Origin of the sequence: Kitasatospora sp. NPDC058048 (assembly GCF_042885555.1) — a bacterium.
Taxonomy (GTDB): Bacteria; Actinomycetota; Actinomycetes; order Streptomycetales; family Streptomycetaceae; genus Kitasatospora; species Kitasatospora lactacystinica.
Genome location: NZ_JBHVRT010000020.1, coordinates 60,497 through 73,475, shown reverse-complemented (window position 1 = coordinate 73,475; position 12,979 = coordinate 60,497). Strand labels below are relative to the sequence as shown.

The 12,979-nt window shown below is 74.4% G+C and carries 10 protein-coding genes and 1 tRNA gene; 6 read left to right on the top strand and 5 right to left on the bottom strand.

Going from position 1 to position 12,979, the window contains the following annotated elements:
• Positions 1 to 16: 16 nt before the first annotated feature.
• Both ACFVVA_RS21920 and ACFVVA_RS21915 read right to left on the bottom strand, forming a co-directional pair.
• On the bottom strand, positions 17 to 901 hold the full coding sequence (locus ACFVVA_RS21920; RefSeq protein ID WP_387691790.1) for an alpha/beta fold hydrolase: 885 nt from the start codon (positions 899 to 901) through the stop codon (positions 17 to 19).
• On the bottom strand, positions 898 to 1,686 hold the full coding sequence (locus ACFVVA_RS21915; RefSeq protein ID WP_387691788.1) for a DUF998 domain-containing protein: 789 nt from the start codon (positions 1,684 to 1,686) through the stop codon (positions 898 to 900). Before ACFVVA_RS21915 ends, ACFVVA_RS21920 begins: the two co-directional genes overlap by 4 nt.
• Before the next feature lie 144 nt (positions 1,687 to 1,830).
• On the opposite strand from ACFVVA_RS21915, the gene ACFVVA_RS21910 reads away from it, so the two are divergent.
• The 3 genes from ACFVVA_RS21910 to ACFVVA_RS21900 all read left to right on the top strand — a co-directional run bounded on the left by ACFVVA_RS21910 (position 1,831) and on the right by ACFVVA_RS21900 (position 5,900).
• Positions 1,831 to 1,904: transfer RNA gene (locus ACFVVA_RS21910), tRNA-Lys, on the top strand.
• Positions 1,905 to 2,128: 224 nt separating this feature from the next.
• Positions 2,129 to 4,543, top strand: coding sequence for a transglycosylase domain-containing protein (locus tag ACFVVA_RS21905; RefSeq protein WP_387691785.1), 2,415 nt, complete (start codon positions 2,129 to 2,131; stop codon positions 4,541 to 4,543).
• A 205-nt stretch (positions 4,544 to 4,748) separates the two neighbouring features.
• Positions 4,749 to 5,900: a DMT family transporter gene (locus ACFVVA_RS21900; RefSeq protein WP_387691783.1), complete on the top strand. Its 1,152-nt coding sequence runs from the start codon at positions 4,749 to 4,751 to the stop codon at positions 5,898 to 5,900.
• Here the strand turns inward: ACFVVA_RS21900 and lepB are convergent.
• Both lepB and ACFVVA_RS21890 read right to left on the bottom strand, forming a co-directional pair.
• Positions 5,863 to 6,651: a signal peptidase I gene (lepB, locus tag ACFVVA_RS21895; protein ID WP_387691781.1), complete on the bottom strand. Its 789-nt coding sequence runs from the start codon at positions 6,649 to 6,651 to the stop codon at positions 5,863 to 5,865. The two genes, ACFVVA_RS21900 and lepB, sit on opposite strands and share 38 nt — an antisense overlap.
• Positions 6,652 to 6,793: 142 nt before the next feature.
• On the bottom strand, positions 6,794 to 7,129 hold the full coding sequence (locus tag ACFVVA_RS21890; protein ID WP_387691779.1) for a chorismate mutase: 336 nt from the start codon (positions 7,127 to 7,129) through the stop codon (positions 6,794 to 6,796).
• A 349-nt stretch (positions 7,130 to 7,478) separates the two neighbouring features.
• Between ACFVVA_RS21890 and ACFVVA_RS21885 the strand changes: the two genes are divergently transcribed.
• Together ACFVVA_RS21885 and ACFVVA_RS21880 are read left to right on the top strand one after the other, a co-directional pair.
• Entirely contained in the window at positions 7,479 to 7,904 is a 426-nt protein-coding gene (locus tag ACFVVA_RS21885) for an OsmC family protein (protein ID WP_387691777.1), read from the top strand.
• Positions 7,905 to 8,394: 490 nt separating this feature from the next.
• Positions 8,395 to 10,476 (top strand): putative bifunctional diguanylate cyclase/phosphodiesterase, encoded by a 2,082-nt coding sequence (locus tag ACFVVA_RS21880; RefSeq protein WP_387691775.1) that lies wholly within the window; start codon positions 8,395 to 8,397, stop codon positions 10,474 to 10,476.
• A gap of 111 nt (positions 10,477 to 10,587) precedes the next feature.
• On the opposite strand, the gene ACFVVA_RS21875 is transcribed toward ACFVVA_RS21880, so the two are convergent.
• Positions 10,588 to 11,700 carry an LLM class flavin-dependent oxidoreductase gene (locus tag ACFVVA_RS21875; RefSeq protein WP_387691773.1) on the bottom strand — a complete coding sequence of 371 codons (1,113 nt, stop codon included), beginning with the start codon at positions 11,698 to 11,700 and terminating at the stop codon, positions 10,588 to 10,590.
• Positions 11,701 to 12,329: 629 nt separating this feature from the next.
• On the opposite strand from ACFVVA_RS21875, the gene ACFVVA_RS21870 reads away from it, so the two are divergent.
• Positions 12,330 to 12,917, top strand: a complete 588-nt coding sequence (locus ACFVVA_RS21870; protein ID WP_387691888.1) for a DedA family protein — start codon at positions 12,330 to 12,332, stop codon at positions 12,915 to 12,917.
• The last annotated feature ends 62 nt before the right edge of the window (positions 12,918 to 12,979 follow it).

Sequence of the window (12,979 nt, the reverse complement as noted above, 5' to 3'; positions counted from 1 at the left end):
GGCCCCGGTGGACCGCTCAGCGGGTGTCGAGCACGGCCGAGGCCACCGCGTCCGGGCGGTCGAACATCACCAGGTGCCCGGCCGGGGCGGTGGTGCGGAAGTCCGCCCCGAGCAGCGCCGCCAGCTCCCGCTGCCGGGCCAGCCACTCCTCGGTGCGGCGGGTCCGGCAGCCGTCGTCGGCGGCCAGCACGGTGACCGGCAGGTCCTCCGCCAGCGGCCGGGTGCTCCGCAGCCCGTCCAGCTCGGCGGCCGTGTCGAGGTAGCGGCCGTTCTCCCGCAGCAGCGCGCGCAGGGCCCGCCCGGTGCGGTAGCAGTGCCGCACCAGCGGCGCCGGGGCGAGGTCCTCACGGCGGACGGTGGACAGCCGGGCCATGGCCCGGCGGACGGACGGGCCCAGCAGGTACGGCACAGCGAGGGCGGTGGCGGCGCCGGCCACCGCCCGGGCCGCCAGGTCGCGCGCGCCGGGCGCCGGGTACGGCCGGGCCGCCGCCTCCACGCTGCCGTCCACCAGCACCAGCCCGGCGGTCCGCTCGGGGTGCAGCCGGGCGAAGGCCTCCACGTGGAAGCCCGCGATCGAGTGCCCGACCACGGTGCACGGCTCCCGCAGCCCCAGGCCGTCCAGCACCGCCCGGATGCGACCGGCCTCGCCGGCCGCCGTCGGCGCGGGCCGCCCGGTGGCGGGCTCGGGGGCGCTCAGCCCGTAGCCGGGCCGGTCGAAGCGGACCACGGTGCGGTACGGGGTGAGGAAGGGGACGACCAGGTCCCAGTCGAACCAGCTGCTGCCGAGGCCGCCGGAGAGCAGGCAGACCGGGCCACCGCCCTCGACGCGGACGTGCAGCGGGACGCCGTCGACGCGCAGGAAGCGCGCCCGGCCGGCGGTCCGCGTTCCGGGAGTGCTCATGCCGGCCTCCGCTCCTGGAACGGCCCGGTCGGAGGGCACCGCTCCCCGTCCCCGGCGCCCCCGCCCGACGGGTCGGGCGCGCCCGCGCGGGCGGAGCGGGCGACGTCCAGGGCCAGCAGGCCGAGCCAGAGCGCGACCAGCAGCACCTGCAGCCGCTGCCCGGCCCCGAGCGCCCAGGTGCCGCGCCCGGCCTGGAAGGCGGCGATCGAGGCGAGGCTCCAGCCGGTGGCGAGCAGTTCGGCGCCCAGCAGCCAGGGCCCGAACCGGCGCACCCCCGGCCACCAGCGGTAGCGGCGGGCCGCCACGGTGAGCGAGACCAGCGCGGTGAGCGCCCCGGCCATGGCGAGGCTGCTGGTGACGGCGTGCGCGGTGTGGGTGGCGGGGACCAGCCCGGCGGTCTCCCGGGCGGCGCACATCTCGTCGCTGGTGGGAGCGCAACTGAGCGGCAGCCTGGAGTCGGCGGCGGTCGCGGCGCCGAACAGGGCCAGCGCCGACCAGCCGGCCAGCGCCCAGCGGTGCCGGCGGGAGGCCCCGACCCGCCCGGTGGCGAGGGCGGTGCCGGCGGCGGCGAGCAGGCAGAGTCCGGCGGCCAGGTCGGTGACCCGGAACAGGCCGCCCAGCGGCTGGTCCTCGGCGGCGAGTTCGCTGATGTACGCCTGCACCGGGTCGAGCCCGGTGCTCAGCACGACCTCCAGCACCCAGGCGGTGTACGCCACGGCGCTGAGCAGCAGCAGGGTGGCGACCGCCGTCCGTGCGGTGCGGTGGCCGGGCTGGAGGCGGGGCACCGTTCCACCCTAACCAGCGGCGAACTCCGGACCAACCGGAAGGAAAGGGGCAGGTCGGGCAGCCACCGTCCGGCCGGTCCGGGGGTTACCCGCGGCCGGTTCGAGGCACCCCCCGGAAGCGTGTATTGTTTTCCAGGTCAGCAAGCGCCGCTAGCTCAGTTGGTTAGAGCAGCTGACTCTTAATCAGCGGGTCCGGGGTTCGAGTCCCTGGCGGCGCACAGACAGTTGGGGAGCCTCTCGCAGCAGCGAGGGGCTCCCCGATTTTTTGGCCTCCGACGTCCGATTTGCGTGTGATGTCGGTCTCGATCGGCGATTCACCGGAGCCATCCGGCCCATTCTGCTCGTCCAGGGCAGTAGAACCTGAATCGGGACAAAGGTCCCCAACCGCCGATGTCCCCGTCCGTGCCGGCTGCCTCGATGCGCCCGCAGGAAAGGCCGCGCATTGTCCAGAAACGCCCAGAGCGGCCGTAGCACGCCGTCGATCAGCCTCCGCCCGGTCAAGCGGTTCAAGCGCTCCACCGGCCCGGCCGGCGGGTCGGGCCGCACCGGCGGCTCCGACGGATCCGGCGGCAGGAAGTCGCGTCGCCCGAAGCGCACCGGCATCCGCCGGCTGATACCCACCTGGCGGATGACCCTGCTCGGCTTCTGCACGGCCCTGCTGCTCGGCATCGGCCTGTTCGCGCTGGGGATCACCCTGGTGAAGGTGCCGGACGCGCACGCCGCCGCGACCGCCCAGAGCAACACCTGGCTCTACTCGGACGGTTCGGTGCTCACCCGCACCGGTCAGACCAACCGGCAGAACGTCTCCCTGGACAAGGTCTCCCCCGCCGCCCAGCACGCCGCGCTGGCCGCCGAGGACCGGAACTTCTACAACGAGGGCGCGGTCAACGTCCAGGGCCTGGCCCGGGCCGCGATCAAGACCGCCAAGGGCCAGGGGACCCAGGGCGGCTCCACCATCACCCAGCAGTACGTGAAGAACACGTACCTGAACCAGAAGCAGTCGATCACCCGCAAGGTGAAGGAACTGTTCATCGCCATCAAGGTGGACGCCACCGAGAGCAAGAACGACATCCTCTCCGGCTACCTGAACACCTCCTACTACGGCCGCGGCGCCTACGGCATCCAGGCCGCCGCCCAGGCGTACTTCGGCATCGACGCGTCGGCCCTCGACGCCGCCCAGGGCGCCTACCTGGCCACCCTGCTGAACGCCCCGAGCGCGTACGACGTCGCCACCGCGACCGCGGCGGGCAAGCAGAACGCCGTCAACCGCTGGAACTACGTGCTCGACGGCATGGTCAAGGAGGGCTGGCTCTCCGCGGACGAGCGGGCCGCGACCACCTTCCCGGAGGTCCGGGACCCGCAGCCCAACCCGGGCCTGTCCGGCCAGGCCGGCTACCTGGTCGACGCCGCCACCCAGTACCTCACCTCCAGCGGGGTGATCAGCGAGACCGAGCTGGCCAAGGGCGGCTACACGATCAAGCTGAGCATCGACCCGGCCCGCCAGCAGGCCCTCCAGGACTCCGTCCAGGCCCAGCTGCACGACAGCCTGAACCCGGACAAGCGGAAGAAGGACGCGTCCGCCCAGGCCGGCGCCGCCTCGGTGGACCCGAAGACCGGTGCGGTCGTCGCCCTCTACGGCGGCGTCGACTACGTGAAGCACTACGTCGACAACGCCACCCGGCGCGACTACCAGGCCGGCTCGACCTTCAAGGCGATCGCGCTGGCCGCCGCGTTCGAGAACGAGGCCAAGACCCAGGACGGCCGCACCATCACCCCGCGCACGGTCTACGACGGCACCAGCGGCCGGAAGGTCCGCGGCGGCAAGGGCACCCCGTACGCGCCGCCGAACGAGGGCGACAAGAGCTACGGCCAGATCAGCCTCCAGCAGGCCACCGACTGGTCGGTCAACTCGGCGTTCGCACAGCTCGCGCAGGACACCGGGCTCCAGAAGGTCAAGGACACCGCCGTCGCGATGGGCCTGCCCGGCAACATCCCGGGGCTCGACCCGGTGCCGTCCATCCCGCTGGGCGCGGCCACCCCGAGCGTGCTCGACATGGCGGGCGTGTACGCCACGCTGGACAACGGCGGCAAGCAGATCACCCCGTGGCTGGTGCAGTCGGTGGACCGCGAGGGCGAGAACGTGGCACTGCCCGCGCACAAGACCACCCAGGCGATCAGCGAGGACACCGCCAACCAGGTCACCTCGATGCTCCAGGGCGTGGTGAGCGACCCGGGCGGCACCGGCTGGCGGGCGAAGGCGCTCGGCCGCCCGGTGGCCGGCAAGACCGGCACCACCGACGACCAGAAGTCGGTCTGGTTCGTGGGCTACACCCCCGAACTGGTCACCTCGGTCGGCCTGTTCGGCCAGGATCCGGGCACCGGCGCCCAGGTCAGCCTGAGCGGCGTCGGCGGCATCGACGGCGCGGCCGGCGGCCAGTTCCCGGCCCAGATCTGGACCAGCTACATGAAGGCCGCGCTCAAGGGTCAGCCGGTCGGCGACTTCCCGACCCCGGCCGGCGGCGACTCCTCGGGCGCCATCGACCTGCCGACCGCCCCGAGCACGCCGAGCGGCACCCCGTCGACGAGCGCCCCCACCGGCGCCCCGACCACCGGCCCCACCACGGCGCCGGGCGACGGCTCGACCTCGCCGGGCGGCACCGACGGCGGTGCGACCACCGCACCGACGGCTCCGCCGACCAGCCAGCCGACCACCCAGCCCACCCGGCCGCCCCGGCCCACCTCGAAGCCGACGACGCCGACCACCCAGCCGACCGCGCCCCCGACCAGCCGGCCGACCACCCAGCCCACGGGCGGGGCGGACGCGCTCACGGGGGCGGGCGCCTCGGCCGGTGGCTGACGGCTGACTGCCGGCGGCCGACGGGCGGTGGCCGACGGGCGGTGGCTGAGGGCCGGGTAACTGACGGCTGACGGCTGACGGGGACCGGCACGGTCACGGGGCCGTGCCGGAGCCGGTGATTGCGCCATTGCGCACAGTCGGGGGCAGGACCGAATGACGGAATGGCGCCTTACCCGATCACCGGTATGACTGTCACAATGCGGCGGTGCACAGATCAACGGCCTCGCCCACCCTCCCTTCGGGCAGAACCCTCGGCCTCGGCCTCGCGCTGGTCTCCGCCGTCGCCTTCGGCGGCTCCGGCACCGCGGCCAAACCGCTGATCGAGGCCGGGCTCTCCCCACTGCACGTGGTGTGGCTCCGGGTCACCGGGGCGGCGGTGGCGCTCCTCCCGGTCGCCTACCGGCACCGGGACGCCGTCCTGCGCCGCCCCGGCCTGCTGCTCGGCTTCGGCCTGCTCGCCGTGGCCGGCGTCCAGGCCTGCTACTTCGCGGCGATCTCCCGCATCCCGGTCGGCGTCGCCCTGCTCATCGAGTACCTCGGGCCGCCACTGCTCATCGGCTACGTCAAGTTCGTCCAGCGCAAGCCGATCACCCGCGGCGCGGCCGTCGGCGCCGGCGTCGCGGTGGCCGGGCTGGCCTGCGTGGTCGAGGTCTGGAACGGCCTGGGCTTCGACGCGCTGGGCGTGCTCTTCGCCCTCGGCGCGGCCCTGTGCCAGGTCGGCTACTTCGTGCTCGCCGACGCCGGCCGGCACGGCGAGCGCCCGGTCGACCCCCTCGCAGTCAGCGCGTTCGGGCTGCTCATCGGCGCCGTGCTGCTCACCGCTCTCACCCGGCCGTGGCAGGCCGACTGGAGCCGGCTCGGCGGGTCGGTGGTGATGAACGGGCACACCCTGCCCGCGTTCCTCCCGGCCGTGTGGATGGTCCTGATCGCGACCGTGCTCGCCTACGTCACCGGCGTGATCTCGGTCGGCTACCTCTCGCCGCCGATCGCCGGGGTGGTCGCCAACCTGGAGGCCGTGGTCGCCACCGTGACGGCCTGGGTGCTGCTCGGCGAACACCTCGGGCTGCCGCAGATCACGGGCGGCCTGCTGGTGCTGACCGGCGCCTTCGCGGCCCAGGCGAGCAAACCCGCGGAGGCGGGCACGGGGGCGGGCGCGGGCACGGGTTCGAAAGCCGGGACGGCCGGGACGGTCGAGGTGTTCGCGGGTCCACCGGCCGACGGGCCCGGGGCTGCCGGATCCGAGGCCGCCGGGCCCGAGGCTTCCGGGGCCGGGGCCGCCGGGGCCGGGGCTGCCGACCGGGTGACCGCCGAGCGTGGGGTCAGCGGCCGGTCCAGCCGAACCAGTCGAGGTGATTGAGCGGCCACACGACGGCCGACACCGGGCCGACCACGTTGTCCACCGGCACGGCGCCACCACCCGGGCCGTGCTGGTGGTAGCGCGAGTCCGCGGAGTCGCTGCGGTGGTCGCCCTCGACCCAGATGTAGCCCGAGGGCACCTTCACCGGCCCGAAGTCCAGCCCCGCACAGGAATCGTCCCCGGGGTGCAGGTACGGCTCGTCGACCTTCCGTCCGTCGACGCTCAGCGTGCTGCCCTCGCACTGCACGGTCTGCCCACCGGTCGCGATGACCCGCTTGACCAGGTAGTTGTCGTCCTTCGGCGGGACCAGGCCGACGAAGCTGAGCACCGAGCTCACGGTGTTGGTGACCGGGTTCGGATCGGTCGGCTGCGGCGGCAGCCAGCCCCCCGGATCCTTGAACACCACCGGCTGCCCCGGCTCCGGCTCCCAGCCGGTCAGCGGCGCCAGCTTGTTCACGCCGACCCGGTCGCCGATCCGCAGGGTGTTCTCCATCGAGCCGGAAGGGATGGTGAACACCTGGAACAGGCAGGTCTTGATCAGCAGTGCGACCACCAGGCCGACCGCCGCCATCACCGGCAGCTCGATCCACCACGGCCGCGGCCGCCGACCCGAACCGCCGGCCTTGCGGCCCCGCGAACCGCGCGCCCGGCGGCGGGCCTCGGCGCGACCGCCGGGCACCGCGTGGGCGTTCGACGCGGAATCGCCGGGAGCTCCGGTTCCGCTCGGCGTTTCGGGCAGGTTCACCGCCATCGTCGCTGCTCCACCTCTCCGGCTGGGGAAACCTGCACGCTACGCCAACCGTGGAGCCTGACGAAATCGGTCATTTAGCCGCCGCCGACATCGCCGGAGACCCCGGGGCCACTCGGGCCCGGGGCCGCTCGGCCCCGGGGATTCAGGAGCGGGCGATGGCCTCGTGGTGGCGGATGACCTCGGCGATGATGAAGTTCAGGAACTTCTCGGCGAAGACCGGGTCCAGCTTCGCGCCCGCCGCCAGCTCCCGCAAGCGCTTGATCTGGTCCCGCTCGCGCGCCGGGTCGGCCGGCGGCAGCTTGTGCTCGGCCTTGAGCCGGCCGACCCGCTGGGTCGCCTTGAAGCGCTCGGCCAGCATGTGGACCACCGCGGCGTCGATGTTGTCGATGCTCTCGCGCAGGCCGGTCAGCTCGGCCCGTACGGCGTCGTCGATCCCCTCGGTCAGGCCGGAGTCGGGGGTCGTGGAGTGGTCCGTCATCGGGGCGGCTCCCGGTGTCTGCAGTGGGCGCCCGACCGTACGGCGGCCGGGCTCGGGCCCGGGCAAATCTAACAGGGCCCCCGCTCCGGCCCCGCACCGTCGGACGGAACCGTCCACGATCCGGACGGCGGGCCGGACCGGACGGTGAGCAGGACAGGACCGAACCGAACCGGACTGGACCGGACCGGACCGGACCGGACCGGACTGGACTGGACCGGGCGGCGACCCGGTGCTCCGCCCGGCCCCGGCGGCGTGACGCACCGGGCCGGGAGGGCTCTGCCCGTAGGCTGGGGCGTGCATGACCGGACGTGACCGTTCGAACACTCCCTCAGTACTGGAGGAACCGATCGTGGCAACCACCCGCACCGCCACCACCGCGTGGGAGGGCAACCTCCTCGACGGAAAGGGGTTGGTGACCTTCGCCTCCTCCGGGATCGGCGAGTACCCCGTCTCCTGGCCGTCCCGCGCCGAGGCCCCCAACGGCAGGACCAGCCCGGAGGAGCTCATCGCAGCCGCCCACTCGGCGTGCTTCTCGATGGCCCTCTCGCACGGCCTGGCCGGTGCCGGCACCCCGCCGACCAAGCTGGACACCCGGGCCGACGTGACGTTCCAGCCCGGCACGGGCATCACCGGCATCCACCTGACCGTCGTCGGCGAGGTCCCCGGGCTGGACGAGGCCGGCTTCGTGAAGGCCGCCGAGGACGCCAAGGCCAACTGCCCGGTCAGCCAGGCCCTGACCGGCACCACCATCACCCTCACGGCCTCGCTGGCCTGAGCCCGCCCGTCTTCCCCCTTCTCTTCTCCGCCCTCTTCATCTCTTCCGCCCTCTTCTCCATCACCCCCGACGGCCCCTTCCGCCCCCGGGCTCCCGGCCCGCTCCGCTCCGAATCCGGCGCGCGACCGGCGCCCAGGGGCGCGGCTTCGGCGCACGCGCCCCTGGCGCACATCATGTGATGTGCACCGGGGGCGTCCGCACGTACCGCCATTCATGATCACAAAGCGGGCGAATCACCCTGGCGGCGGTCACCGCGTGTTGTCGTCGCGGCCTATGATCGGCCGCAGCGCCCTGTCCTTCAGGCGGGTCCCCGCGCGCCGGCGCCCCACGACGGGCAGCCCCCGCAGCGGCCGACTCCGAGGACCACGACAGAGTGCGGAGCCGACCGCCGGGTCCCGACCGGCCGGCCGGACCATCGTCAAGCGTCAGCAGCGGACGGGAGCATGCCGTGCCGGGCCGGAACGAGGGGGCCGACGCACACCACCCGGGCGTGCGGCACGAGGAATCACCGCGCCACCGCCACCTCGCCCCACCGGTCCTGGAACCGGCCGCCGGCCCCGGCGGACCGACCGTCGGATCCGGCGGACCGGCCACCGCCACCGCCCCCGCCCCCGCTGCGGGAGCCGCCACCGCCCTCGGCGCCTGCGGGACGCTCGCGGAGCCGGAGCTGCTGCTCTGCCCCACCTGCTCGGCCCCGCTCACCGACGACGCCCACCGGGACCGGGGGCTCGCCAGCCGCAGCGGCCGGGCGGCCGAGGGCACCGACCGGGAGGGCGTCGGCACCGACCGGCTGCTGGCGGCGCTGCGGGCCAGCGAGTCCCGGTTCCGGGCCGCCTTCTGCGACGCCGTCATCGGCATGGCCCTGATCGACGCCGAGGACCGGATCATCGAGGTCAACCCGGCCTTCGCCACGCTGATCGGACGGGGCGTCGGCGAACTGGCCCGCACCCACCTGCACGAGATCATCGACCCGGAGGGCATGCCGGACCGGCTCTTCCCCGAGCTCGTCCACGGGGAGCGGGAACGGTTCCGCGTGGAGAAGCAGCTCAAGCACCGCGAGGGCCACACCGTCTGGAGCAAGGTCACCGTCTCGCTGATCCGGGACGGCGCCGGCGATCCGCTCTACACCCTCGCCCTGGTGGAGGACATCACCGAGCAGCGGCGGCTCGGCGACCGGCTGGAGTACCAGGCCCTGCACGACCCGCTGACCCGACTGCCCAACCGGGCCTACTTCTTCGAGCGGCTCGACGCCGCCTGCCTCGCGCCGGACGACCGACCGGCCCTGGCCGAGGCCGCGGACGAACGCCGGGTGGGGGTCTGCTACCTGGACCTCGACGGCTTCGCGGCGATCAACGAGGCGCTCGGCCACCACATCGGCGACCAGCTGCTGATCGCCGTCGCCACCCGGTTGCGGCGCGGGTTCGACGGGCGGGACACCCACCTGGTGGCCCGGATGGGCGGCGACGAGTTCGCCGTCCTGGTCACCGACAGCCTGGGCAGCGAGCAGCTGACCGAGCTGGCCGCCCGGATCCTGGAGGTGCTGGAACGTCCCTTCGACGTCTCCGGGCACCGGCTGGTGATCACCGCCAGCGTGGGCGTGGTCGAGCGGTCCGTGCACGAGACCACCCCGACCGACCTGGTCAAGGACGCCGACGCCACGCTCTACTGGTCCAAGGCCGACGGCCGCGCCCGCTGGACCCTCTACGACCCGGACCGCGGCGCCCACCAGCTCACCCGGCAGCTGCTTGCCACCGCACTGCGCCCGGCCCTGGAGCGCCGTGAGTTCACCATCGAGTACCAGCCGCTGGTCGGCCTGGCCGACGGTGCGGTGCACGGCGCGGAGGCGCTGGTCCGCTGGCGCCACCCCCGCTACGGGACGCTCTCCCCGGACCGCTTCATCCCGCTCGCCGAGGAGACCGGCGCGATCGTGCCGCTCGGGACCTGGGTGCTGGAGGAGTCCTGCCGGCAGGCCCGGCAGTGGCTCACCGAGTTCCCCGACACCGAGACCTTCGTGAGCGTCAACCTGGCCGCCCGCCAGATCTGGGACTCCGACATCGTCGCCGACGTCGCCCGGGCGCTCGAACGCACCGGGCTGCCGGCCCGGCTCCTCCAGCTGGAGATCACCGAGAGCGCCCTGCTCGGCCCCGGCGGCCGCCCGCTCCAGGCCCTCCAGGCACTCGCGGACATGGGTGTGCGGATCGCGATCGACGACTTCGGCACCGGCTACTCCAACCTGGCCTACCTCTCCAGGCTGCCGGTGCACGTGCTCAAGCTCGACGGCACCTTCATCGAGGGCTTCCGCGAGCCCGCCCCGACGGACCGTCCGGGCCGCCCGGAGCTCCGCTCCCGGCGCAGCGATGCGGACGAGCAGATCGTCGGCGCGATGGTGCAGCTCGCCCACACCCTCGGCCTGACCGTCACCGCCGAGGGCATCGAGAGCGCCGCCCAGGCCGAGCGCCTGCGGCTGACCGGCTGCGACACCGCCCAGGGCTGGTACTTCGCCCGCCCCGGGGAGGCCGAGCTGGTCGCGGCCATACTCCGTGAGGGCCGCCCCGCCCTGAACGGCCGGTAGCCGCAGGACGGGCGGGCGACCGGCGGGCCGGCGGTCCGAGTGCCCGGTCACGCCGGGCGCCGTCGGTCCCGGTGCCGTCAGGCCGTCGAGCTCACGCCGCCGCCGTCGAGGTCACGCCGCCGTCAGGCCGTAGGCCTCGGCGATCAGGCCGTACGAGCGGAGCCGGGCCTCGTGGCCGTGGATGTGCGAGGTGACCATCAGCTCGTCCACGCCGGTCCGCTTGCGCAGCGCCTCCAGCCCGTCGGCGACCCGGCCCGGGTCGCCGAGCACGACGTTGTCGAGCCAGCTGTCGATGAAGTCGGCCTCGACCGGGCTGTACGGGTACTCCTCGGCCTCCTCCGGGGTGGGGATCGGGCCGGGGTTGCCGCGCCGCAGGCGGAGCATGCCGAGGGCCGCGGAGCGGGCGAGGCGCCGGGCCGAGGGCTCGTCGTCGGCGGCGACCGCGCTCACGCCGATCAGCGCGTACGGCTCGGCGAGCACGGCGGAGGGGCGGAAGGACGAGCGGTAGAGGTCCAGCGCCGGGATGGTGTTGGTGCTGCTGAAGTGGTGGGCGAAGGCGAACGGGAGGCCGAGGCGGCCCGCCAGCTGGGCGCTGAAACCGGAGGAGCCGAGCAGCCAGACCGGCGGGCGGCCCTCGCCCCGGGGGACGGCGGTCAGCCGGGCGTACGGGTGACCGTCCGGGAAGTCGCCGTCGAGGAAGTGGGTCAGCTCGGCGAGCTGCTGCGGGAAGTCGTCCGCGCCTTCGGCGAGGCCGCGGCGCAGCGCCCGGGCGGTGGCCGGGTCGGTGCCGGGGGCGCGGCCGAGTCCGAGGTCGATCCGCCCCGGGTGCAGGGCCTCCAGCAGGCCGAACTGCTCGGCGACGGCCAGCGGGGCGTGGTTGGGGAGCATGACGCCGCCGGAGCCCAGCCGCAGCGTCGTGGTGTTGGCCCCGAGGTGGGCGAGCAGGACGGCCGGGGTGGAACTGGCCACGCCGGGCATGCCGTGGTGCTCGGCCACCCAGAAGCGGTGGTAGCCCCACTGCTCGGCCCGGCGGGCCAGTTCGGTGGTGGCGGCGAGGGCCTCGGCGGGCGTGTGGCCGACGCCGACGGTGGCGAGGTCGAGGATCGAGAGCGGCGCGGGCGCGGTCCCGCGGGCGGTGCCGCGGATCGCCGCGCCGGCCGCCGGTCCGGTCTGCGGTCCGGCCTCCGGTCCGGTCCCGTGCTCCTGGTGGTCCTCGGTGGTCATCCCGTCCGCCCTTCTGGCCGCCGTCCTCGGGCCGGCCGTCGTGGGTGACCGCGCGGTCCCGGATGGCCCGCCGGTCGCTGTCGCCGAGGGGGGTCAACCACGGCCGGGGCCTCGCTGTTCCCGCCTCCGGAGTGTCGTCCGGCCACGGTCCGAGCGGGTTTCGGCCATTTCGCGCGGAAGTCGACCGACCGTTCGGCTGACGCAGAGCCAGCGGGCGAACACGGCTGGCGACTTCCCGCCAGCGCCGGAAGTCGCCAGCGCCAGGGCTCGCGACCGGGGGCCGGCGTCCGGCAGGCTGGGGCCGGGAGCGGGTCGCCGGAGCGGGATCCGCACTCCACCAGCAAGATCGTCGGGCTGGACCAGCACCGGACGATCACTGCGAGCCCTCGGCGCGGCACCCCGCCCCGGGGGCTCGTTCGGTTTCGGCGGCGGTCCGCCACCCGGGCGCCCCGGCCCCCGGACCGGCCCGGACGCGCGGTTCCCCGCCCCGCGGCGCGGCCGGAATCAGCGACCGTGACCCATGCCATACCGGGGTGCTTCATGGCATGAAAAGTCGAGGCGCTAGCGTTGACCCCTGCAGCCACCTGCTCCCTCGGGAGGCGTGGAGGGAGTAAAGGGCCTTGAACTTCGTGGCGGCGATCGGATCCTCGTGGATCTGCGCGCTGGCGCTCGTCGCCGTGCTCGGGGACGCCCTCCTTCCGTTCATCCCCAGCGGAACGCTGGTCATCCTGGCCGTGCTCAAGACCTCGCAGATCGACGGTGCGCCCCTGATGCTCGGGCTGGGCGTGGCGGTGGCCTCCTTCCTGGGCGACCTGCTGCTGCTCAACCTGGCCCGGCGCGGCGCCCCGGTGCTGCACCGCCGGCTCGCCCGGCGCCCCAAACTGGCGGCCAGCGTGGCCCGGGTCCAAGAGGCCCTGATCGAACGCCCCCACGGGGCGGCCGCCGCGATGGTGGTGGTCGCGCGGTTCGTCCCGGCCGGGCGGACCGTCCTCGACCTGGCCATCGGCCACTCCCCCGCCCATCCGCACCGGTTCCTGCACTGGTCGGCACTGGCGGCGCTGGTCTGGGCCGCCTACATCGTGACGCTGGGCTGGCTGAACAGCCACTGGTTCAACACCGCCTGGCTGAGCCTCGTGGTCTCCTGCGCGGCGGCCACCGCCATCAGCACCGCGATCGCCCGCATGGTGCGCCGCACCCGGCGGCTCGCCGCACTCTGACGGTCCGCCCGGCGGCCGCTCCCGGCCGGCCCTCCGCCCCTTGTGACGGTCCCGCTGCGGCG